25 protein-coding genes are annotated in these 22,565 nt (G+C 37.2%); 10 read left to right on the forward strand and 15 right to left on the reverse strand.

The annotated features are described in order from the left end of the window. Positions 1 to 12: 12 nt before the first annotated feature. Positions 13 to 195 carry a CAL67264 family membrane protein gene (locus G440_RS21010; protein ID WP_084426811.1) on the reverse strand — a complete coding sequence of 61 codons (183 nt, stop codon included), beginning with the start codon at positions 193 to 195 and terminating at the stop codon, positions 13 to 15. Between the two features lie 204 nt (positions 196 to 399). Here G440_RS21010 and G440_RS0114330 point away from each other — a divergent pair, with 204 nt between their 5' ends. Both G440_RS0114330 and G440_RS0114335 read left to right on the forward strand, forming a co-directional pair. Beyond that, a complete protein-coding gene (locus G440_RS0114330; protein WP_026451941.1) occupies positions 400 to 2,043 on the forward strand; it encodes an acyl-CoA carboxylase subunit beta in 1,644 nt (547 codons plus the stop codon). Between the two features lie 150 nt (positions 2,044 to 2,193). Continuing rightward, a complete protein-coding gene (locus G440_RS0114335) occupies positions 2,194 to 2,628 on the forward strand; it encodes a cytochrome c oxidase assembly factor Coa1 family protein (protein WP_026451942.1) in 435 nt (144 codons plus the stop codon). A 12-nt stretch (positions 2,629 to 2,640) separates the two neighbouring features. Here the strand turns inward: G440_RS0114335 and G440_RS0114340 are convergent, their stop codons facing one another. The 7 genes from G440_RS0114340 to menA form a co-directional block, all read right to left on the reverse strand. Then, on the reverse strand, positions 2,641 to 3,708 hold the full coding sequence (locus G440_RS0114340; RefSeq protein ID WP_245574865.1) for an AMP-binding protein: 1,068 nt from the start codon (positions 3,706 to 3,708) through the stop codon (positions 2,641 to 2,643). A gap of 6 nt (positions 3,709 to 3,714) precedes the next feature. Continuing rightward, a complete protein-coding gene (locus G440_RS20030) occupies positions 3,715 to 4,701 on the reverse strand; it encodes a CPBP family intramembrane glutamic endopeptidase (protein ID WP_051285398.1) in 987 nt (328 codons plus the stop codon). Positions 4,702 to 4,756: 55 nt separating this feature from the next. After that, positions 4,757 to 5,791, reverse strand: a complete 1,035-nt coding sequence (locus G440_RS0114350; RefSeq protein ID WP_026451944.1) for an o-succinylbenzoate synthase — start codon at positions 5,789 to 5,791, stop codon at positions 4,757 to 4,759. Between the two features lie 78 nt (positions 5,792 to 5,869). Beyond that, entirely contained in the window at positions 5,870 to 6,550 is a 681-nt protein-coding gene (locus G440_RS0114360) for a metal-dependent hydrolase (RefSeq protein WP_026451945.1), read from the reverse strand. Positions 6,551 to 6,583: 33 nt separating this feature from the next. Then, on the reverse strand, positions 6,584 to 6,847 hold the full coding sequence (locus G440_RS0114365; RefSeq protein WP_026451946.1) for a Txe/YoeB family addiction module toxin: 264 nt from the start codon (positions 6,845 to 6,847) through the stop codon (positions 6,584 to 6,586). Continuing rightward, positions 6,838 to 7,098 carry a type II toxin-antitoxin system Phd/YefM family antitoxin gene (locus tag G440_RS0114370; protein ID WP_026451947.1) on the reverse strand — a complete coding sequence of 87 codons (261 nt, stop codon included), beginning with the start codon at positions 7,096 to 7,098 and terminating at the stop codon, positions 6,838 to 6,840. Before G440_RS0114370 ends, G440_RS0114365 begins: the two co-directional genes overlap by 10 nt. A 56-nt stretch (positions 7,099 to 7,154) precedes the next feature. Next, positions 7,155 to 8,057, reverse strand: a complete 903-nt coding sequence (menA, locus tag G440_RS0114375) for a 1,4-dihydroxy-2-naphthoate octaprenyltransferase (RefSeq protein ID WP_026451948.1) — start codon at positions 8,055 to 8,057, stop codon at positions 7,155 to 7,157. A 129-nt stretch (positions 8,058 to 8,186) separates the two neighbouring features. On the opposite strand from menA, the gene G440_RS0114380 reads away from it, so the two are divergent. Continuing rightward, on the forward strand, positions 8,187 to 8,564 hold the full coding sequence (locus tag G440_RS0114380) for a DoxX family protein (RefSeq protein ID WP_026451949.1): 378 nt from the start codon (positions 8,187 to 8,189) through the stop codon (positions 8,562 to 8,564). 108 nt (positions 8,565 to 8,672) lie between these two features. Here G440_RS0114380 and holA read toward each other — a convergent pair whose 3' ends face one another. Continuing rightward, positions 8,673 to 9,677 (reverse strand): DNA polymerase III subunit delta, encoded by a 1,005-nt coding sequence (holA, locus tag G440_RS0114385; protein WP_026451950.1) that lies wholly within the window; start codon positions 9,675 to 9,677, stop codon positions 8,673 to 8,675. Between the two features lie 120 nt (positions 9,678 to 9,797). Between holA and G440_RS0114390 the strand changes: the two genes are divergently transcribed. The 4 genes from G440_RS0114390 to G440_RS0114405 all read left to right on the forward strand — a co-directional run bounded on the left by G440_RS0114390 (position 9,798) and on the right by G440_RS0114405 (position 12,870). Further along, positions 9,798 to 10,241: a type I restriction enzyme HsdR N-terminal domain-containing protein gene (locus tag G440_RS0114390; RefSeq protein WP_026451951.1), complete on the forward strand. Its 444-nt coding sequence runs from the start codon at positions 9,798 to 9,800 to the stop codon at positions 10,239 to 10,241. Positions 10,242 to 10,429: 188 nt separating this feature from the next. Continuing rightward, positions 10,430 to 11,422 carry a glycosyltransferase family 2 protein gene (locus G440_RS0114395; RefSeq protein WP_026451952.1) on the forward strand — a complete coding sequence of 331 codons (993 nt, stop codon included), beginning with the start codon at positions 10,430 to 10,432 and terminating at the stop codon, positions 11,420 to 11,422. A 97-nt stretch (positions 11,423 to 11,519) separates the two neighbouring features. Continuing rightward, on the forward strand, positions 11,520 to 12,383 hold the full coding sequence (locus G440_RS0114400; protein ID WP_026451953.1) for an OmpA/MotB family protein: 864 nt from the start codon (positions 11,520 to 11,522) through the stop codon (positions 12,381 to 12,383). A gap of 142 nt (positions 12,384 to 12,525) precedes the next feature. Then, on the forward strand, positions 12,526 to 12,870 hold the full coding sequence (locus G440_RS0114405; protein WP_026451954.1) for a hypothetical protein: 345 nt from the start codon (positions 12,526 to 12,528) through the stop codon (positions 12,868 to 12,870). A 122-nt stretch (positions 12,871 to 12,992) separates the two neighbouring features. Here G440_RS0114405 and G440_RS0114410 read toward each other — a convergent pair whose 3' ends face one another. Then, positions 12,993 to 13,610, reverse strand: a complete 618-nt coding sequence (locus G440_RS0114410) for an L-threonylcarbamoyladenylate synthase (RefSeq protein ID WP_026451955.1) — start codon at positions 13,608 to 13,610, stop codon at positions 12,993 to 12,995. 113 nt (positions 13,611 to 13,723) lie between these two features. Here G440_RS0114410 and G440_RS0114415 point away from each other — a divergent pair, with 113 nt between their 5' ends. Next, positions 13,724 to 14,596: an alpha/beta hydrolase gene (locus tag G440_RS0114415; protein WP_026451956.1), complete on the forward strand. Its 873-nt coding sequence runs from the start codon at positions 13,724 to 13,726 to the stop codon at positions 14,594 to 14,596. Between the two features lie 43 nt (positions 14,597 to 14,639). On the opposite strand, the gene G440_RS0114420 is transcribed toward G440_RS0114415, so the two are convergent. Both G440_RS0114420 and G440_RS0114425 read right to left on the reverse strand, forming a co-directional pair. Continuing rightward, on the reverse strand, positions 14,640 to 16,961 hold the full coding sequence (locus tag G440_RS0114420) for an ATP-dependent helicase (RefSeq protein ID WP_026451957.1): 2,322 nt from the start codon (positions 16,959 to 16,961) through the stop codon (positions 14,640 to 14,642). Between the two features lie 189 nt (positions 16,962 to 17,150). Continuing rightward, complete coding sequence (locus G440_RS0114425; RefSeq protein WP_157418000.1) at positions 17,151 to 18,008, reverse strand: hypothetical protein; 858 nt, start codon at positions 18,006 to 18,008, stop codon at positions 17,151 to 17,153. Positions 18,009 to 18,280: 272 nt separating this feature from the next. Here G440_RS0114425 and G440_RS0114435 point away from each other — a divergent pair, with 272 nt between their 5' ends. Further along, a complete protein-coding gene (locus G440_RS0114435) occupies positions 18,281 to 19,897 on the forward strand; it encodes an FMN-binding glutamate synthase family protein (RefSeq protein ID WP_026451959.1) in 1,617 nt (538 codons plus the stop codon). Positions 19,898 to 19,966: 69 nt separating this feature from the next. Continuing rightward, on the forward strand, positions 19,967 to 20,491 hold the full coding sequence (locus G440_RS0114440; protein WP_026451960.1) for a DUF7935 family protein: 525 nt from the start codon (positions 19,967 to 19,969) through the stop codon (positions 20,489 to 20,491). Positions 20,492 to 20,494: 3 nt separating this feature from the next. On the opposite strand, the gene G440_RS0114445 is transcribed toward G440_RS0114440, so the two are convergent. The 3 genes from G440_RS0114445 to G440_RS0114455 are packed head-to-tail and all read right to left on the reverse strand — an operon-like array spanning position 20,495 to position 22,554. Continuing rightward, entirely contained in the window at positions 20,495 to 21,130 is a 636-nt protein-coding gene (locus G440_RS0114445; RefSeq protein WP_034259619.1) for a response regulator transcription factor, read from the reverse strand. 36 nt (positions 21,131 to 21,166) lie between these two features. After that, positions 21,167 to 21,919 carry a sensor histidine kinase gene (locus G440_RS0114450; protein WP_026451962.1) on the reverse strand — a complete coding sequence of 251 codons (753 nt, stop codon included), beginning with the start codon at positions 21,917 to 21,919 and terminating at the stop codon, positions 21,167 to 21,169. Beyond that, complete coding sequence (locus G440_RS0114455; protein ID WP_157418002.1) at positions 21,901 to 22,554, reverse strand: hypothetical protein; 654 nt, start codon at positions 22,552 to 22,554, stop codon at positions 21,901 to 21,903. The genes G440_RS0114450 and G440_RS0114455 overlap by 19 nt, the downstream gene beginning before the upstream one ends. Between the last annotated feature and the right edge of the window lie 11 nt (positions 22,555 to 22,565).

Consider the following 22,565-nt stretch of genomic DNA (forward strand, 5'->3'; position numbering starts at 1 on the left):
GGAGCTAAAGGGCTAAACCCTTCCTTTCAACGCATTAAAGACCCAAGCAATGGCAAAGAAACCAATTCCCACCGTGGCAAAACCCCAGCCAGCAACATCGTCATAGCGGAAAGCCCCGAGGGCGATCAAAATACAGCCCATTACAATCATTATAAAAGTGGCCCAGGCCAATACCGTATTTTTGTTCATTCCCATAGTTTATTTTTTGGTTGTTTTATTTATGCCGCAAATGTAAGGGCAAAAACAAATATCGGCAATATATAGTAGAATTTCGTTAACAAAATGTCATAGTTGAAAAAGAATAGCAAAAAAAGAATGTAGATCAAAGGCAGATTTAGCCAAAGTTTATAGAAGCAGATTATTTGCATTTCGTATTTTAGCGGAAACAATATAATTTCGATGGATTTAGACTTCAACAAAAACGAAGACCACAATAAACTTTTAGTTTCAGACTTGCGAAACAGGCTGGCCAAAGTAAAACTTGGCGGCGGTCAAAAAAGAATAGATAAACAACATTCACAAGGCAAACTCACAGCTCGCGAACGTATTGACTACCTTCTCGACCCAAAAAAACCGAGTATTGAAATTGGCGCTTTTGCGGGGGATGGCATGTACGAAGAACACGGCGGAGCCCCAGGTGGTGGCGTAGTTGTAAAAATTGGTTACGTAAAAGGAAAACAGTGTATCGTGGTTGCGAATGACGCCACGGTGAAAGCCGGCGCCTGGTTCCCAATTACTGCGAAAAAGAACCTTCGCGCGCAGGAAATCTCCATTGAAAACCGCTTGCCTATTATCTATTTAGTTGATAGCGCAGGAGTTTATCTGCCTATGCAGGATGAAATTTTTCCCGATAAGGAACACTTCGGAAGAATTTTTAGAAATAATGCCGTAATGAGCAGCATGGGAATCACCCAAATTGCAGCCGTTATGGGCAGTTGTGTTGCCGGTGGCGCATATCTTCCTATTATGAGCGACGAAGCACTTATTGTTGATAAAACCGGAAGTATATTTCTTGCCGGAAGTTATTTGGTGAAAGCCGCCATTGGTGAATCCATTGACAACGAAACCCTAGGCGGCGCTACAACTCACTCGGAAGTGAGCGGCGTAACAGATTACAAAGCTAAGGACGACAAAGATGCCTTAGATAAAATAAAAAATATCTTTTCCAAAATCGGCGATTTTGACAAAGCAGGCTATAATCGTGAAAAGGCTATAAAACCGAAGGAAAAGCAAGAAGATATTTATGGATTGATCCCCAAATCTCGCGCGGAGCAATATGATATGCGTGAAATCATAAAACGTATTGTGGACGACAGCGATTTTGAGGAATACAAAGAAGGTTACGGGCAAACTATTCTTACAGGCTATGCTCGTATCGATGGATGGGCAGTTGGAATTGTCGCGAATCAACGCAAGTTAGTCAAGACTACAAAAGCAAAAACGAAACCCAGCGAAATGCAGTTTGGAGGCGTAATCTACAGCGATAGTGCCGATAAAGCCACACGGTTTATAGCTAATTGTAACCAAAAGAAAATCCCATTGGTGTTTTTACAAGATGTTACTGGCTTTATGGTGGGTAGTAAAAGTGAACATGGTGGCATAATTAAAGACGGCGCCAAAATGGTAAATGCCGTTAGTAATAGCGTTGTTCCAAAGTTCACAATTATAATAGGAAACAGTTACGGCGCAGGTAATTACGCCATGTGCGGAAAAGCCTATGATCCTCGATTGATTGTAGCTTGGCCAAGTGCAGAGCTGGCAGTAATGAGCGGAAATAGTGCCGCAAAGGTTTTACTACAAATAGAAACGGCTTCGCTAAAAAAGCAAGGCAAAGAAATTACCGAAGAAGAACAAACCGAACTTTATGACAAAATAAAAGCGCGCTATGACGAACAGATCTCGCCTTATTACGCAGCTTCTAGAATTTGGACCGATGCAGTAATAGATCCATTGGACACACGAAAATGGATTTCAATGGGAATAGAGGCCGCCAATCATGCGCCAATTGAAAAAGCCTTTAATATGGGCGTTCTTCAGGTTTAAATTATTGTTTATTTTTATTGATATTTTTTATTGGATATTCCTGAAATACACGGTTATTATACACTAAATTGACATAAGATAAAACCTTTCTATTGAAAAAACGATAGAATGGTTTTATCTTTTTAATTTTACTGTAACCAAGATAAAGTAATGAGCAATGAACTTGTGAAACAGAACAACTGGTTTCAGCGCCACTGGAAATGGATGTTACCATTAGTTGTTGTTGGTATTTTGACTGCTACATTATTCGCCTCACTAACCGCAGGACATCTTGGCGATTTTGGAAAAGCTTATGCCGAACCTCAACTATTTAAAGGTGCTTTGGATCTAGCACAACAAAACAGGGAAGTAACAGAACTCCTCGGCCAACTTGAACCTGTAGGAAATATGGCTATTCTGGAGGGAGATATTGAATACACCCACGAAAGTAATCACGTCAACTTATCGGTAAGAGTTACGGGGACGAAAGGTAAAGCGAATATGCAAGTTATTGCTAACCGTATAAATGATAGTTGGGAATATCAAAAGGTTTCAATCCGTGTTAAAAATCCGCCTGAAAAACGACAAACTATAATGGTCAAATAGACGCCATTAATCTCAGGTATCAAAAATCCTCTTTAAAACCTCAGCGCGTTTCACTTTTCCGGTTTCTGTATAAACGAATTGTGGCAAAGAGTATATTTTTTTAGGTTTTTCATAAGCTGACAGCGTTTTAAATACTTCGGAAAATCCTGCTAATGCCACTTGTTCTTCACTTTCAATAATTAAAACCACACGTTCCCCTAAAGCTGTGTCTTCTTCTGAAGCGATAAAGAACGGCTGACTAATATGTCGGGAAAGTTTTTCTTCCACCGCTTCGGGATGTACTTTTACGCCGCCAGTGTTAATCACATTGTCAATTCTTCCTAAGAATTTAAAGGAAGTTGGAGAAATCAGTTCTACTACATCGTTGGTAATTACCGCTTCTTCAGATATTTCCGAAGCGTTTATCTGCAAGCAACCATTTTTTGTCAATAAAAAATCAACTTTTGGAAGCGCTGAAAAAATCACGGACTTCTCTTTTCCATTTATAGGCCGCACCGCAATGTGGCTGATGGTCTCCGTCATTCCATAGGTTGCAAAAACCATAGTTGAAACTTTTTGAAGCTGCTCTTCCAATTTCCACGGCACTACTCCTCCTCCAATAATCAGCTTTTTTACCTTGTGCAAATCAGACAACGAGTGGAAAACCTGATATGGCACCATAGCGGTGAAATCATAATTTTCGCTAGAATTTTCTAATGGATTTTTTTCAGGAGCACTCGTATGTAAATCCCAGCCGGCGATCAGTGCCCTAACCAACATCATTTTCCCCGCGATATATTCTGAAGGCAGACATAATAATGCTTTAGTTCCTTCCCATAAATTAAAATAAGTTACAGTTGCAAAAGCACTGTTATAGACGTTTTTCTTTTGAAGTTCGATTTCCTTTGGAGTTCCGGTAGATCCGGAAGTTTTTACAATTATAAAATCCGTGTCATTTAACCATTCTAAGATAAAAGTACCGATGGCAACTTCATCATCTTTGGCGTTTTTAACCAAAACGTTTGCAAATTCCTTTAAGTCTTCCGGGGAAGAAAAGGCTTTGTTGTTGATCTTAAACTCTGGATGTAATAATGATTCCACTATTACTTAAAATTTTATATTGTCTTCAAGATTTCCTGTGCCAATGGCTTCTTGACCTTCTTCAGTTACTGGTGGTTCAACTTTGCCAAATAGTTTTTCTCCCCAGTTTTTCCACTTATAGCGATACGCCATGATTAGTAGAAAAATAGGATATAAAATCAGAACGGGTGCAATAACATCAAAACCCGCAGAGGGTTCCGAAATATCCTTAAAAATAGAATGGGTTTTAAATACCGTCCAATCTGCTGTTACCAAAACTGCAGTGATGAGGTTATTTCCTGCGTGAAAACCAAGCGCCAGTTCCATTCCTTCGTCCATCAGCGTCATAATTCCCAAGAAGAAACCTGTTCCGATGTAATATATCATTATAATATTCCCAAATTTATCAACTTCGGGATTTGCCAAGTGAAGTCCACCAAACACAACCGAGGTAATAATTAAAGGCAACCATCTGTTTTTTGCCAAAACTCCTATTCCCTGCATTAAATACCCTCGAAAAAGATATTCCTCAAAACTAGTTTGCAGCGGAATCATGATTATTGCAATGGCAGCGAGAATAATGAATGGAACTAACTCAAATTGTAGCACATAATTTCCGGGGTTGTTATAATAATCTAGAAGTGTAACCACCACCATGGTGATGCTTATAAGTCCAAATGAAAAAAATACACGTCCCCAATCCGTTTTTTTCCGTGAGGTGGTCAATTCTACAAAGCGCTGTTTATGAAGAAAACGTACTACCAGATATACCGCCAACAAACCGACCGCAAAACTGAACAACATCAAGAACAAGGTGAGGTTTGAGTCTAAAACCGTCATCAACACACTTTGGTCTTGCAGGGTTTCTATGTCTCCACCATCTGTAAAAACTTTAAGAGCAACTGCTACAATCAACGGAATTGTACCAATCTGGCTGGCAATAAAAATAATGATAAAACCTACCAGATAACGCCACCACTCGTGAAGGGATTTAAAAGCTTGTTGAATATACATGTTTAGATGTTAGATATGAGATGTTAGACGTGAGACGTGAGATTTATATTACAATTTAAAATTGAAAATCCCAATTCCCGAATGGCTCGTAATGTAGCGCTCCGTTTGAAACTTCCAGCGGACTTTCAATATTATTGGTGTAAAGGCTGCCCGTACCTAAACCTTGTGGCAATTTACTGTTTTTTGTGAAAGTATATTGCGAAATAGCATTCAAACCAACATTGCTTTCCAAAGCCGAAGTGATCCACCAACCTGCATTGTACTTTTCTGCAAGTGCTATCCAAGCGTCACTTCCGCGAAAACCACCGATCAATGAAGGTTTTAGTATGATATATTGCGGTTTTATCGTATTGATCAGTTTTACTTTTTCTTCTTCTGGAAAAATTCCAATTAGCTCTTCGTCTAATGCAATAGGTAAAGGTGTTTCTTCACAAAGTCGCGCCATTTCCTGCCATTGTCCCTGTTTGATGGGCTGTTCTATGGAATGTAATTCCAAATCTGAAAGGACTTTTAGTTTTTCCAAAGCTTCTTTTGGTGAAAAAGCGCCGTTCGCATCCACTCGCAATTCCACTTCAGAAGCGGAAAACTCTTTCCGAATGGATTTCAAAAGTTCCAATTCAGTTTTAAAATCGATAGCGCCAATTTTCATTTTTATACAGCTGAAACCTTGCTTTAGTTTTTCAGAAATCTGCTCCTTCATAAAGGATTTATCACCCATCCAAACCAATCCGTTTATCGGAATCGCTTTTTCGCCTTGCGTAAATTCCGACGGAAATAAAACAAAGGGGTTATGTGAATTAAGCGATTTAAAAGCAGTTTCGAGTCCAAATTGTATCGAAGGAAATTCGGTTAGTGCTTCGTAAAGTTTTTCTTCACCTAAAGAAATATTTTCGCAAACCCATTGCAGCTTCTCTTCATAATCTGGTCTATCGTCAATACTCAAACCTCGCAACAGGCCGCACTCGCCTACTCCGAAACCTTCTTCGGTTTTAAGGATTAGAAAATAAGTTTCCTTAATATTCATAACGCCTCGGGAAGTTCCGCTGGGACGTTTGAAGTTTAGGATGTGCTTTTTAAATTCAGCTTTCATTTTTCTCTCGCAAAGGCGCGAAGACGCAAAGAAGTTTCACCAAAAGACTTGGCGGCTCTGCGTCTTGGCGTGCCAATTTTATAGTTCAATAGATTCCCCGATTTCAAAAAGCATCAAGTCTTTTCCAGCTTCGTAGAATTTCCGTTTAGCTTCTTTGTGATCTATTTCAATATAGCCGAAAGTATCATAATGCACCCCCATAACTTTATCACATTCCACAAAATCGCTGGCAATGATTGCGTCCTCGATCCCCATCGTGAAGTTATCGCCTATAGGAAGAATTGCCAAATCCAATTTTGTGCGAAGTGGGATTAGCTTCATATCCATCGTCAATGCAGTATCTCCAGCAATGTAGATGTTTTTATGCTCTCCTTCAATAACAAATCCGCCCGGTTGTCCGCCGTAGCTACCATCAGCAAATGAACTTGTATGTATTGCATTTACGAATTTCACTTTACCAAATTCAAACTTCCAGCTTCCGCCGTGATTCATTGGGTGTACTTCAATGCCTTTTGCTTCGTAATGATTGGCTATTTCAAAATTGCTCACAATTACAGCTCCTGTATTTTTGGCTATCGTTTCGGCATCTAAGGTATGATCTTGATGCGCGTGAGTTAACAGAATATAATCAGCTTTTAACTCGTTGATGTCTATTTTATCTTTTGCCAGATCATTTCCAGTTATAAATGGATCCACTAAAAGGTGTTTCCCTTTAATTTCAATACCTAGACAGTTTTGTCCGTAGAATGTAATTTTCATAATTTTATTTTTTTCTTAAACGCACTCCATTGTTTAATAATGAAACCTCATTGAAATAATAACAATTTTTTCTTCCTCCAAATTTACAGAATACACCAATCTATGTTCTTGTGTTATTCTTCTGCTCCAAAATCCGCTCAAGTTTTCCTTAAGTTGTTCAGGTTTTCCAATTCCCTTAAAAGAGTCAACAAGAATAGCTTCCAGTAAAAGACTTATTCTCTTTTGAATTTTTACATCGCCAGATTCCTTCCAAAAATTCCTTTCCTTTAAAGCTCTTTCGGTATAAACTATTTCCAAAGGTTTTCAGTTTTGATGGCAAGGGTTTTCCCGCTTTTCATCTCGGCTATTGAAGCTTCCAAGTTTTTCCGATTTGCTTTAGTAGAAAGAAGGTATAAGGTTTCCTTCCACGAATTGTATTCAGACATAGAAACCATAACAACATCTTCCTGCCCAGAGCGATGAACAATCAAGGTTTGTTTATCTTCCGAAACTTTATCGAGTTTCTCTTTTAAGTTTTTTCTTAAATCGGTGGCGTTTGTAGTTTCCATCACTTTTTAATTACTATTTACAAACGTACGCTATAATGTACTTTTTTACAAGGAATTTAAACCATTTGAGAAATAAAAAACAATACCGAAAACAAAAATGTACTAAGCGCAACTTTCTTTAATTCGGGATCTAAAAGTGGAGGCGAAGTATTTTTCTTTACCTTTTTCAAATGAATAAATAAGGGGATAAAAGCCAACAAGGGTAAATATTGAAACAAGGTTGCTTCTCTTAGGATAAAGTAAACTAAAGCACAAATAAAAGCTCCGATTATTAGAAAATAGTGATATGTTTTTACTTTAGCTCCACCCAGTAAAACGGCAAGTGTGTTTTTATTTACATTGGCGTCTGCCAATCGATCTCGCATATTGTTTAGGTTTAAAACTGCCGTACTCAAAAGACCGATTACAATTGCCGGCAGCAAAATAAACCCATTTAGATTTTTGGTAAATAAAAAATAGCAGCCCAAAACGCCTAGCAGCCCAAAAAACACAAAGACAAAAACATCGCCCAATGCTCGATATCCGTAGGCGGTTTTACCCACGGTATATGTTATGGCAGCTACAATTGCAGCTATTCCCAAAATAAAAAAGATAGTGGAATGCAGGAAATTTTTTCCTTCAAAGGCAACGTAGATCAGCAAACACGCGATGATTAAAGTAATGACGGAAGTAATAACTATTCCAATCTTCAAATCTTGTGCTGAAAGCACCCCGCTCTGCATGGCCCGCATTGGCCCTACTCGCTCGTGATTGTCCGTTCCCTTGACTCCATCGCCATAATCATTGGCAAAATTGGAGAGAATCTGAAAACCTAAAGTAGTTGCTAATGCAAGTAAGAAAATACTTAAGGAAAACAAGTCTGACTCTTTAGCCACCGCTCCCGCCGTAATAATTCCAGAAATTGATAATGGCAAAGTGCGCAATCTAGCGGCAGAAACCCAAGCCTTTAGTTTTGTCATTCCTATTTTCGTTTATCGCGACAAAAATACATTTTAAATAGTGGTGTTCCAATTTTTTAGAAAATGGATATGGCTGCTGATATCAAATGTTTATTATCTTCGCTTTTTTGAAATTTTAAAATTTAAAAGATGAAAAACTCAAACACTTATAATATAGCATTGCTGTTTCTACGGGTAGGTTTTAGCGGAATGTTACTCACGCACGGAATTCCGAAACTAATGAAACTAGTTTCTGGCGACTTTTCCTTTGCCGACCCAATAGGAATTGGCGCTCCTGCATCACTGATTATAGCTGTGCTTTGCGAAGTACTTTTCCCAATTCTAATAATTGTAGGTTATAAAACTCGATTAGCCTCCATACCTGTGATTGCAACGATGCTGATTGCAGTGTTTGTGCATCATGCCAACGATATTTTAGGAGTCAAAGAAAAGGCAGTTCTATTTGCAATTGGGTTTATTACAATTGCACTTTTGGGAGCTGGAAGGTATTCTGTTGATAAAAAATAAACAGAAGAAATCGAAGCTTAGAAAGAAAAAGGCTATTCGGGAGTTTAGTATTTAAGTTTAGTGTTTAAATTATACCTATTCACCTGCGCTTCAGAATAAAGCAGAATCTCAATTAAAAATCCTTACCAATAATTCTTTTAATAAATCGCCTTGTGAGAGATTTGCAGCACCAACGCCTTTGCTTTTCATATCAACTTCACGAATTGCGGCTATTATGGCACTTACTTTTTTCATTGGATAATTACGCGCCGCGGTTTGATAATCCTTAATAAAAAACGGATGAACCCCTAAAGCTTTTGAGGCATCGCCTTTATTAGAAAGGGCGTGATATTTTAGCAATTTTGAAAAGAAACTGTAAAGTAAGGCCACAGTCACAACTATAGGATTGTTTTTCGGGTTTTGTGAAAAATATTGGATGATGGCAAAAGCCTTTTTCACATCCTTTGCTCCTATAGCATTCTGAAGCTCAAAATTATTAAAGTCCTTACTGATACCTATGTTCTCTTCAATAACTTGAGGCGTAATCTGTTGACCAGGTTTTAGAATGAGCTGCAGTTTTTCAAGTTCATTGTTCACTTTGCTGAGATCATTCCCCAGAAATTCCACCAACATTTGCGCTCCTTTTGGCGTGATGGTATAACCTTTTCCTGCTAACACGCGCTTAATCCAATCTGGCACTTGATTTTCGTAAAGTTTTTTACTTTCGAAAACTACTCCAGTTTCGGCTATAGCTTTAGCCAACTTCTTACGTTTATCAAGCGTCTTGTATTTGTAGCAAACAACTAAAATAGTAGTGGGTTGCGGATTCTTGGCGTAGCTGACCAGATTTTCAATAGTTCTGGAAAGATCCTGAGCCTCCTTTACAATAACCACTTGTTTTTCGGCCATCATCGGGTAACGCTTGGCATTGCTGATAATATCCTCAACCGAAACATCACGACCATAAAGCACCATTTGGTTAAAACCTTTTTCTTCTTCGGACAACACATTCTCCTCAATATATTTGGAAATACCATCAATATAATACGGCTCCTCGCCCATCAAAAAATAAATGGGCTTTGTTTTTCCGTTCTTAATATCGGTTATGATGGATTTTACTTTGTCTAAAGGCATGAAAGAGTTTAGAGTGTTAGAAGTCGATGAGTTGAGTAGTCTAGTTTATTGAGTTTTGAATTTTGTTATTTATTTGGAATTAGGTAATTGTTATTTGGAATTTTCACACATATTTGCGCTATGCAGAAACTCAATTTTCCCGAATATTCATTCCGCTTCAAAAATAGCGAAAATAAAACGTTGATTTTTGATGAAATCAGAAAAAAATTCGTGGTTCTCACGCCAGAAGAATGGGTGCGGCTGCATACGGTTCGATTTCTTCTAAATGAAAAAAAATATCCTAAAAGCCTTATAAATGTTGAAAAACAGTTAAAGTTAAACAACACTACAAAAAGATATGACATCGTAGTTTTTAATAGCGACGGCAGCATTTTCTTGATTGTGGAGTGTAAAGCTCCATCAATTAAAATCTCCCAAGTTACTTTCGATCAAATTGCCAGATATAACCTCGCCTTGGAAAGTGAGTTTCTAATGGTTACAAACGGATTGGAGCATTATTACTGCCAAATGGATTTTGAGAATGAACGCTACAATTTTCTAAAAGAAATTCCCAACTATAAATAGGGCTTCGGTACAAATTTATGGAATTACATTTTTTTCGTTTCATTTAAATCACTCAGCCACCTTAAACTATTCAGAAAATCAAAATTGTAAATATAATTCAGCATCTAAGGTTGCTGAGTGAATTTATGCTTGCCAAGCAAAGCATAAATTTCTATCGAAGCACCAACTTTTTAACTAAATTTGTCCCAGTGAAAGTAGCGGTGGTCATACTTAATTGGAACGGAAAAGGTTTATTGGAGAAATTTCTACCGGCGGTGGTTGAATTTTCTAAGGAAGCCACTGTTTATGTTGCCGATAATGCTTCAAGGGACGATTCAGTTTCTTTTATTTCGAAAAGTTTCCCATCAGTAAAAATAATTCAAAATAAAGTAAATGGCGGTTATGCCAAAGGTTATAACGACGCATTAAAAAGTCTTTCTGAAACAATTTTTGTTTTGTTGAATAGTGATGTAGAAGTAACCGAAAATTGGCTGCAACCCGTTCTTTCAGAATTTTCAAAAGATAATTCGGTGGTGGCTGCACAACCAAAAATTCTCGATTTTAAAAATAAAGAGTACTTTGAATATGCCGGCGCCGCAGGTGGATTTGTGGATAAGTATGGTTATCCCTATTGCCGCGGACGAATTTTCAATACGCTGGAAAAAGATACTGGACAATACAACGGTATTACCGAAATATTCTGGGCTTCGGGAGCTTGCCTTTTTGTAAAATCGGAAGCCTTTTGGAGTGCCGGCGGACTGGATGAAGATTATTTTGCACATCAAGAAGAGATAGATCTCTGCTGGCGAATGAAGTCCAAAGGAGGAAAAATTCTTTACATTGGAAATTCAGAAATATATCACGTAGGCGGTGCCACCCTAGATTCTCTAAACCCTAAGAAGACTTTTTATAACTTCAGAAATTCGCTTTTAAACCTTTTGAAAAATGTTGGCGGAGTGAAAGCTTTTAGTGCCATTTTTATGAGAATGGTTTTAGATGGAGTCGCCGCTGTTCAGTTTTTATTTCAGGGAAAACCCAAGCATTTCGCAGCCATTGGTAAAGCGCATCTTAGCTTTTATAGTCTTATGCCAAAATTTAACAGAAAACGCAAAAAAAACGCTACTACTCTAAGATATTTCGCAATAAAATCTATTGTATATCAGTATTTTATACGGAATAAGAGATTTTTTAGCGACTTATAACCTAAATTATTGTTAATCGTTTCAAGAGTAGTGCGGATTTTGATAATTTTGGCGCTTAATGTATGAATGAACAATCTAAATATAACATTTACAAATTATGAAGAAACTATTGATTTTAGCAATGTGCTCCGGTCTGGTATTTACCTCTTGCGTTTCCAAGAAGAAATATGCTGAGCTTGAGACCAAACAACAAAACACGCAAGATCTGCTAAACACAGCTACTGTTAAGCTTAACGACTGTCTTGCAGCAAGAGCAGCAACGGATGCACGAGCTAAGCAGCTTGAAGAGCGTCTTGCTGATATGAAGAAAACAAATTCTGATCTTATTCAAAGTTCAAAAGATCTTACTATGTTAACTTCTAAAGGAGCTACCAACCTTGAGAAATCATTAGAAAGCCTAAAAGAGAAAGATCTTAAAATCACTCGTTTACAGGATGCTATTAGTAAAAAAGATAGTGTAACACTTGCTTTGGTTACAAGTTTGAAAAAAGAAGTTGGTATGAACGATCCTGACATTGAAGTAAATGTTGAGAAAGGTGTCGTTTATATTTCGTTATCTGATAAAGTTTTATTTAAAACTGGAAGCTACCAAATTTCAGGAAGAGCTAACGAAATCTTAGGAAAAGTTGCAAAAGTAATTAATGGTAAACCAGACTTTGAAGCTATGGTTGAAGGACATACTGATAATGTTCCTTACCGTTCAAGAGAAGGTATCCAAGATAATTGGGACTTGAGTGTAAAAAGAGCTACTTCAATTGTAAGAGCATTGCAAGATCTTGGTATCGCACCAGAAAGATTAGTGGCAGCAGGTCGTGGTGAGTACGATCCACTAGTACCAAACACTAGCGCTGAAAACAGAGCTAAAAACAGACGTACCCGTATTTTGGTTCTTCCAAAAATCGATCAGTTCTATGATATGATTGAAAAAGAAATGAAGAATCTTGAAGGAAGTGATAAGTAAACTTCCCAAGTTTTTAAAATAAATTAAACCCGGTCCAAAAGACCGGGTTTTTTATTGGTTTTGTGTCACGTATTAAAGTAATAATCACAAAGCTTTTCGTATCTTAGTTCATAAACTAGGCAAAAAGATAAATTTAAACGAAATGGAAGAATTCACCACCAATTGGACCCACGAAGAATTAAAAGGATATATACTATTGTATTGTGCCCACGCAGATTTCAATGTTTCCAAAGAAGAAAAGGAATACATTAAATCGAAAGTTGGCGAAGAAAAGTATCAAAAAATACGAAAAGAATTTGAAGATGACAATGACTATCAGCAAATTCAGAAAATTCACGCTACCATTGAACGTCTTGAGTATTCAAAAGAAGAAATAGATGAAGCCTTTCAAAGTATTAAAAAATTATTCTTGGCTGATGGTAAAGAAATGGACGTTTTGGAACAAAACATCTACAGAGGCTTAAAGCATCTCCTCCAGAAACAATAAACCTATTCACTATCTCTAAAAAAATAGAGCTGGATTGATTTAAAACCAATTCAGCTCTATTTTTTACGAAATATGTTTGAGCTATTAAATATCTGAAATATTGTAAATTTTGCTGAGTTTAGCTATAGCTCCAAACTTCCTTTTCCTTCCCGAATAACCTCTGGTTCACTTCCTGTAAGATCAATCACTGTAGAAGCGACGTTTCCTCCGAAACCACCGTCAATTACCAGATCAACTAAGTTGTCCCATTTTTCTAGAATAAGTTCGGGGTCAGTGGTGTATTCAATCACCTCATCTTCATCTTTTATAGAAGTTGAAATTATCGGGTTGCCCAATTCGTGAACAATAGCGCGGGCTATTGCATTATCCGGAACACGGATACCCACTTCCTTTTTCTTTTTAAAGACTGTTGGCAAATTATTATTTCCCGGAAGGATAAAAGTATAGGGCCCAGGCAAGTTTCTTTTCAATAACTTAAAAGTTGGCGAATCTATCTGCTTTACATAATCACTCAAGTTACTCAGATCCTCACAAACAAAGGAGAAATTGGCCTTTTCCAATTTCACACCTCGCAACTGTGCTACACGTTCCAATGCGCGGTTATTTTTAATATCGCAACCCAGCGCATAAACGGTATCACTTGGGTAGATAATAACCCCTCCATCCCGAAGTATTTTTACTACACGCTTTATTTCCTTAGGGTTTGGGTTTTCTTCGTAAATCTTTATAAATTCAGCCATCGCATTATTTTTGTTCTAAATATAATTCATTTTATAGCAAATACCAACTCATCATAAATCTGCTGTATCATAAACAATAGATTTCTTCGTTATGGAGTACAACAAATATACTTATGAAAAAGCTGCTAATTATAATTCTTCTCTTCGGAATTCAACTAAGTTATGTTTCCTGCTCCAAAGACAGCGATAATGTTTCGGAACTGCCATTAGAAGCAACAAGTCTATTGGATGTTTCCTACGGTAACAATCCGCAACAAAAGTACGATCTTTATTTACCGGCCAACCGTACTAGTACTAAAACGAAAATAATAGCATTGGTGCACGGTGGCGGATGGACTGAAGGCGATAAGAACGATATGGCCTTTCTTATTCCTTATATTCAGCAGAAACATCCAAACCACGCCATTGTGAATATAAACTATGTATTGGCAGATGTAAATACTCCGGCCTTTCCAAATCAAATTCTGAATTTAAAATCAGTTATAAGCAAATTGACCAATGAGAAAAATGAATTACAGATTTTTCCAGAGTTTGCCCTTATTGGCGTTAGTGCTGGCGCCCATCTTTCATTAATGTATGATTATGTTTACGATACTGATGACCAAGTGAAAATGCTAGCAGATGTTGTAGGGCCATCAGATTTTACAGACCCATATTTCAGTGAAAATCCAGGTTTTCCAGTCCTCTTATCTTTATTGGTTGATGAAAGCGCCTATTCCCCAGGAACAGATTATGCTGAAGTATTAAGTCCTGCACTCCAAGTTTCAACTGAGAGTAGCCCTAGCCTACTTTTCTACGGAAATGCAGATCCTCTTGTGCCACTTTCAAATGCAACAACTTTAAATGCAGCACTTAATGAAGCGCAAATTGATCATAATTTTAATGTATATGAAGGTGGCCACGGCAATTGGGCTCAAGCTGATATTGAGGATATGCTAGCGCAAATAAGTGTCTATGTTGATACCTATTTGGAGGTGGAGGAATAGGTTGGTTTCGTTAATTCGAATTAACCAATCCTAAATTAACAAATCACGAATCAAGAACCTTCAATTTTGCAAACCGAAGAAGTAATTTTTTTAAACCTCCGTTTTCAAAATCTATTTCCGCTTTTGTATCTGCTCCTACACCTTCAACTTTCATGATTTTCCCTTTTCCGAAGCGTACGTGTTCCACCATCGTACCAGTATTTAAGTTGGCATCTTTGGCGCTAAAGTTCTTATCAGTTTCACTGGCTACTGGTCTTAGTCTGCGCAATTTTCGAAGTTGTTCTTCCGTGGGACCAGATGGCGCTCTCCCTGCAACCGGTTTTTTTAACCGAAGCTTGCTATGATCTACATCGTCAAAAATATCGGCATCAAGCAAGGGTTTGTAGCGGTTTTCGGTGATTGGGGTTAGATACTCCAAAAAGCTTTCGTCAATTTCCTCAATAAAGCGGCTTGGTTCGGCATCAATCAATTTTCCCCAACGGTAGCGGCTTTGGGTATAAACTAAATACGCCTGCTTTTCAGCGCGGGTTAAGGCTACGTAAAATAAACGGCGTTCCTCTTCCAGTTCGCTTCTGGTGTTCATACTCATGCCACTTGGGAACAGATCTTCCTCCATCCCCACAATATAGACATACGGAAATTCCAGGCCTTTCGCCAAATGCACGGTCATTAAAGCCACACGGTCGTCATCGCCCTTATCGTTATCCAAGTCTGTGGCAAGGGCAACGTCTTCCATAAATTCTGAAAGGGAAGCTGTGGAATCAGCAATTTCCTTTTGCTCTTCCACAAAATCACGCATCCCGTTTAGTAACTCCTCAATATTTTCCATGCGAGCAATACCTTCAGGAGTTCCGTCTTTCTTTAATTCCTGAAGCAATCCCGTTTTCTTGGCAACGTGTTCAGTGATCTGAAAAGCATCATAATTTTTGTTCAAAACCTGAAAACTTTCAATTCTTGTGACAAAATCCTGCAACTTGGTTTTAGTTCCCGAGTTTATTTTTAAATCGATTTTATCAATATTTTTCATCACTTCAAAAATAGAACGATTGTAATGATTCGCTGCTACTATTAATCGTTCCAAGGTTGTGCCTCCAATTCCACGCGCTGGATAATTGATTACACGTTTCAGCGCTTCTTCGTCTTTCGGATTCAAAATCAGGCGCAAATAAGCAAGCACATCTTTTATTTCTTTCCGCTGGTAAAAACTAAGGCCACCGTAAATTCGATATGGAATATCTTTCTTCCGCAGGGCATCTTCTATGGCTCGACTTTGGGCATTTGTTCTATATAAAATAGCAAAATCACCATCTTTCATCTGATAGTTCATTTTATTTTCAAAGATGGAGCTGGCTACAAATCTGCCTTCATCACCATCGGTCATGGTTCTATTTACAAGTATTTTATTGCCCTCATCATTGTCTGTCCAAACGATTTTGTCCAGTCGAGTTTTATTTTTTTCGATAACATTGTTCGCGGCATTTACAATGTTTTTGGTAGAACGATAATTCTGCTCCAATCGGAACACTTTCACCTCATCATAATCCTTTTGAAAATTCAAAATATTATTGATGTTCGCCCCTCTAAATGCATAGATACTTTGGGCATCGTCACCCACCACACAAATATTTTGGAATTTATCTGAAAGTGCCCGAACAATCAGATACTGACTGTGGTTCGTATCTTGATACTCATCTACCAAAATATAACGGAAACGGTTTTGATATTTCGCCAAAACATCTGGAAAACGAGTTAGAAGCTCATTGGTTTTCAGCAATAAGTCGTCAAAATCCATGGCGCCCGCCTTAAAACATTTATCAACGTAAGCCTGATAAATATCGCCCATACGCGGCATTTTCGCCATAGCATCCGCCTCCATCAAATCAGGATTGCTTAAATATGCCTTTACCGTTACCAAACTGTTTTTATAGGAAGAAATTCGCGAATAAACTTTTTTGTATTTATAAACATCCTTATCAAGGTGCATTTCTTTGATAACCGCACGAATCACGCTTTGTGAATCTTGGGTATCGTAAATTGTAAAATTTGAGGGATACCCTAATCTGTCAGCCTCAAAACGAAGGATTTTCGCAAAAATACTATGAAAGGTTCCCATCCAGAGATTCTTGGATTCACTGGATCCAACAATCCTTGAGATCCGGCCTTTCATCTCACGAGCGGCCTTATTGGTGAAAGTTAAAGCTAAAATATTGAACGGGTCAACACCTTTAGACATCAAATAGGCAATGCGAAAAGTCAAAACCCTAGTTTTCCCAGATCCCGCACCAGCAATCACTATCATAGCCCCATCTTTTTGTAGCACTGGCGCAAGTTGAGCTTCATTTAGTTGTTCTAAATACTTTTCCAAAATTTTCCTTTTTTAACGCTGTGAAATTAACCAATCTAAGCCTTTTAAACCCACTTATCTTGTGTGAATTTTAAACAAAGTTCGCAAGAAGATCTTGTAAGTTTAGTTAACGTACTATGAATAAATAGCTCTACTGGAATTCACGAAGAAATCAATATTTTTTTGATTAGAAAACCTTTATACTAAAAATTACTTTTCGGACAATAGTGGAAAAGCCTCTTTTTTCCAAGTGCCATCAGCCTGTTGAATGGAATATTGATAATCTCCCGCTTCCACAAAAGCGGGATTAAATTGGTAAGAGACAAGTTCCAACTCAAATTCTCCAGAGGTGAATTTTGTTATAACCTGATTTTTTCCGAAGATCCCCGAAAAATCAAATCCAACTGCGGGCAGTCTGATATCGCCTTCCAATTTATTAAAGCCGTAAACTTGGTAAAAGTTTACTGGAATAATTTCTGTAATGTAGGTACTTTGATCGCCGCTTAGTTTACTAAACTCCCACTTATACTCCTTACCGACAATAGGTTTTCCATCGACATTATTGTATTCTTCTAAAGATTTTGTTTTTCCTGTTGGTTTTAAAGAAACATACTGATCTGAAACAGGATAAGAAAGTTTTTCGTCATAGAATTCAGGATTTGCGACCCATTCTATAAATTGAGAACCTATGGTTTGTTCTCCGTGGCCATCATTTCCGAAGAAATAATAGTTTCCTAACGTATCACTCACCACGAACTTTATCATTGGATCGTCGGGCATATACATTAATTGGCCAGTATCAGGGTTGTGATAAAGCCAAAATTCTTCTGGCTCCTCTCCTTCATCACCATAGCTATAAATAAAAGCATGACTAAAATAAAGTGTCTGGGCAGGGTCGTATTCTAGATGATTCGCCTCCTCAAAATATTCTTCATCCTCGTTTGTCGCTTCTTCCAGAACAATAGTTTCAGAGGAAGATTCGTTTCCCTTTTCTTCATTTTCATTTTGGGATTTACACCCAAAAATAGAAATGGTCACTAAAATAAAATAGAGTATGGCTGCTTTCATAAGATTAGTTTTCACAAGTTTAAGCATTATTTCTTAATTCCTAAAAAAGCTCCAATCTCTCCAATCAGTCGAGATTAATCTATTTTTCAAAAAAATGAAATACCTTCTATTTTTAAGTAGATATATTATCATAGTTTTAACTTTTCGTTTGATAAAAAAAATAATTCGAACTAAAAAAAGAGATACTTTTGATTATTATCTGGATGAAAAGCGTTTTTCAAATTTCTTCTGATTCCATTTAATTTTAAATATCTTTATAAAAAATACATTTTATGAACGAGATTCTATCATTCTTAGGACAGATCCCATGGTGGGCTTGGATATTGATCTTTTTGGCAATTGTTGCTATTCGTGATGTTTTCTTCAATAAATATCACGCAGTTAGCCATAACTTTCCAATAGTTGGTCATATTCGCTATATGCTTGAAAGCATTGGACCTGAATTACGTCAATATATTGTTGCCAATAATCGCGAAGAACTTCCATTTAACCGTATTGAACGCGGGTGGATCTACGCTTCTGCCAAAAACGCGAACAATTATGAAGGCTTTGGAACTGACCGTGATATTTATGAGCCCAACTATATTTTCATCAACAATGCGATGCTTCCCTTTAAGGTTCAAAAAGAAAATCCAAATTATAAAAACCCCTATTTTTTACCATGTGCAAAATTGATGGGTGAGTATAATAAGCGACGACGACCTTATCGACCTACTTCTGTTATCAACGTTTCGGCAATGAGTTTTGGATCGCTATCGGCAAGGGCAATAGAGTCATTAAACAAAGGTTGCGGCCTTGCTTATTCATATCATAATACAGGCGAAGGTGGCCTTTCTCCCTATCATAAAACAGGTGCGGATGTTATTTTTCATTTTGGAACTGGTTATTTTGGAGTTCGCGATGAAGACGGAAATTTTTCTATGGAAAAAATCGTTCAATTGGTAAATGATAACCAGCAAGTTAGAGCTATTGAAGTAAAGCTTTCGCAAGGTGCCAAACCAGGAAAAGGTGGTGTTTTACCAGGTGCTAAAATTACTCCAGAAATTGCTGAAATTAGACATGTACCTTTGGGGAAGGATGTATTATCTCCTCCAAATCATACCGCTTTTGATGATGTTAGAGGTTTGGTTGATTTTGTTGAAAGTATCGCCGAAGAAACAGGTCTTCCAGTTGGAATTAAATCGGCCGTTGGACGTTTAAATGAGTGGGAAGAGCTAGCTAAAGTAATGAAAGAAACTGGCAAAGGTCCAGATTTTATAACCATTGATGGTGGTGAAGGTGGAACCGGTGCATCACCTCCAAGTTTTGCCGATCACGTTTCGCTCCCCTGGTTATTTGGTTTTGCCGAAGTATATAAAATTTTCAAAAAACATGATCTTTGCAATCGTGTGGTCTTTATAGGTAGTGGAAAACTTGGTTTTCCTGCCCGCGCCGCCATGGCTTTTTCCATGGGAGCCGACTTAGTTAATGTTGCCCGTGAAGCCATGATGAGCATTGGTTGCATTCAAGCGCAATTGTGCCACACCAACCGTTGCCCAAGTGGTGTTGCCACCCAAAACAAATGGCTCCAACGAGGTATTAATGTTCAAGACAAATCTGTTAGAGCACATTTTTACTTTAAAAACTTTAGAAAAGAACTATTAGAAATGACCCATGCTTGCGGTTATGAGCATCCATGTCAGTTCACTATGGATGATGTAGATTTAACCGTTGGTGACAAAAATCTGATTAAAACCTTATCGCAATCTTTTATGTACCATAAATGTGCAGTGCCATTTGAAAGTATGAAGGCACTTTCCCATTGTGAACATCTCGGTGGTAATTATCACGAAAAAGAGGCCAAGAAAGAAGTGAAAGCTATGAAAAAGGAAAATATGGTGCGGTATTAATTTTTTAGGGAATTTATCTCTTGCCAATATTTCCAAAACATTTAAGTTTGTTCACTTTTAAAAGTAGCTATGGAAGAAGCAACCCAAATTTTAAGTTATGTAGCATACCTATTGCCCGCAATCGTTGTAGGATTGGTAGCCTATTATTTTTTTAAAGGTCACACCGCCAACGAGGAAGGCCGGCGTAGATATTTAATTCAAAAAGAAGCGCAAAAGCAGGTGTTACCCATGCGTTTGCAGGCTTATGAACGAATTGTTTTGCTTTTAGAGCGTATTGACCCAAATAAGCTGTTAATTCGGGTAAAACCATTTTCAGACTCCATGGAAGATTACGAAAATCTGCTTGTGAAAAATATTGAACAGGAGTACGAACACAATCTCACACAACAGTTGTATGTTTCTCCGGAATGTTGGAATTTGGTAAATGCTGCGAAAAATGCCACCATTCACGTAATTCGCCAAAGCGTAATGCAAGAAAAGGATGAGAACGTAGATAAGATGCGCGAGTGGCTTTTAAAGCATTTTATGGAAGAAATAACACCTTCGCAAAAAGCTTTAACCTACGTAAAAAAAGAAGTAAGCGAACTTTATTAGATTTTAAGGCTTAAACAAATTGTGTTGGATTGCGAAAAGCACAAGGCCTATTCTATTTTTTAGACCCAGTTTTCTATAAAGAGAATCTCTATAACCCTCAACCGTTTTGTAACTGCAAAACATGGTTTCTGCTATTTCTTTATAGTTCATTTCAGTACAGGCCAATTTTATAAACTCCAACTCCCTTTCCTTTATTTCGGTATCTATATTTTTTTTCAAGGACTCCATAAGTATTTGCGATACCGTATTGGTGTAATAATGTCCGTTTTTCATTACTTCCAACAAGGCTTTTTCTAAAATATTCTTTTTGGTGTCTTTCATCAAATAGCCTTTGGCACCGGCACGTAACATTTTCAAAATAGTGTATTCGTCTTCTTCAATGGACAGCGCGAGAACCTTTACCTCTGGATAATCCGTTTTAAGTATTTCTGTAGTTTCTATACCGTTTAAAATTGGCATTTTAATATCCATTAGCACCAAATCTGGAATATTCTTGGGGTTTTCTTTGAATTTATTTAATAACTCCGCTCCATTTTTGCATAAATAGAGCACGTTAAATTCCGCAAATCCCTGAACCAATCCGCCAATGGCCTGAGACAATAAAATGTGATCATCTACAACTACTACTGAATATTCCATTATCTAATTTCTTTTTATTTGAAACATTAAACACACTTAAACAAAGCTATATTTCAAACTTAATGATGTTCCCTTATCTTTTATTGAGCTAATGTCTAGCGTTGAATTTATTAGCTTTGCACGGGTTTTCATGTTTGTCAAACCAATTCCCATGAACTCATTTTCCGCTTCAAACCCTACCCCGTCATCTTCTGCCTTTATGTGTAATAATTCATCCGAATAATCCAGAACAACGTTTAGCGAGGAAGCTTTAGAATGTTTTATGGTGTTCGAGAAAAATTCTTGTAATATTCTAAAAAGAATAATTTGGGTATTTACTTCAACAAATTCTACATTTCCTCTAATTTCTAAATTTGCCGCTATAAATTTTAAGCGGTTAAACCGTTCTATTTCCATGCTCACCGCTTCCTCCAAGCTAAGGCTTTTTAAGGCTTCTGGATTAATTAATTTAGATAGGGCGCGCAATTCCTTTATTCCCATTCCGATAGTCTCACAAACCTCCGGCATTAGCTCTGGATTTTCAATTGACATTTGTGCCTGTATTTTTGCAAGCGTCATTAATTGCCCAATATTATCGTGGAGCTCCCAACTAATATTACGAAGGGTTTGTTCCCGTATTTCTATTTGCGATTCAGCCAACTCCCGATCATAAGCCTTTTTTGCTTCTTCCTGCTCTTGCAAAAGCCTATTTTTTCTGCGAGTAAAAACGCTGAATAAAACAATAAGAATAACAACAAGTGTTACGGGAACGGCAATTGCCGTAATAACTATTATCTCTTTTTCATCCATAGAAAACCTATCAGAAAAAATGAATACATCACTATTATTAACGAAAATTGAATTATCAATAACATTTGAAAAAAATCGTCATACACATAATACCAGCTTTTGATTATTTTAATGGGAATATACCCAATATAAAATAAAAACAGGCCGACACTTATCCAAAACAAAAGATCATTTTTTACTACGAGTACTAAAGAAGATTGCAAAATACTTATATAGTATAAAAGAATACAGAAAATTAAAATACCGGCACCTGCAATATATGATCGGATGAAAGATTCTGTAAAAATATCGGTAAATATCAAATCACTTAGATAGATAATCCAAAAAAAAATAATGCCTATTTTTATATACCGTTTAAATCTTTTCTCTTCAATAACCTTCATAAAAACATAAAAGAAAAACGAAAAATAGAATAAATAATAAATATTGAATAAACCTACATTTGTTATTATCTCTCCGTATTCATCTTTAATATATTGCCCTAAAAATTCGGTCAGGATAGTAAAAAGTAAAATAAAAGGTATAAATTTTAAGGGAGTTTCTTTATAGAGCGGAAACTTAAAAATTGCAACTACAAATACGATGACGTATAAAGCCATAAAAGCAGTCTGTAGAATTATTAATGTTGTTTCCAAAGAACATCATC

Source organism: Aequorivita capsosiphonis DSM 23843 (genome assembly GCF_000429125.1).
GTDB classification, from domain to species: domain Bacteria; phylum Bacteroidota; class Bacteroidia; order Flavobacteriales; family Flavobacteriaceae; genus Aequorivita; species Aequorivita capsosiphonis.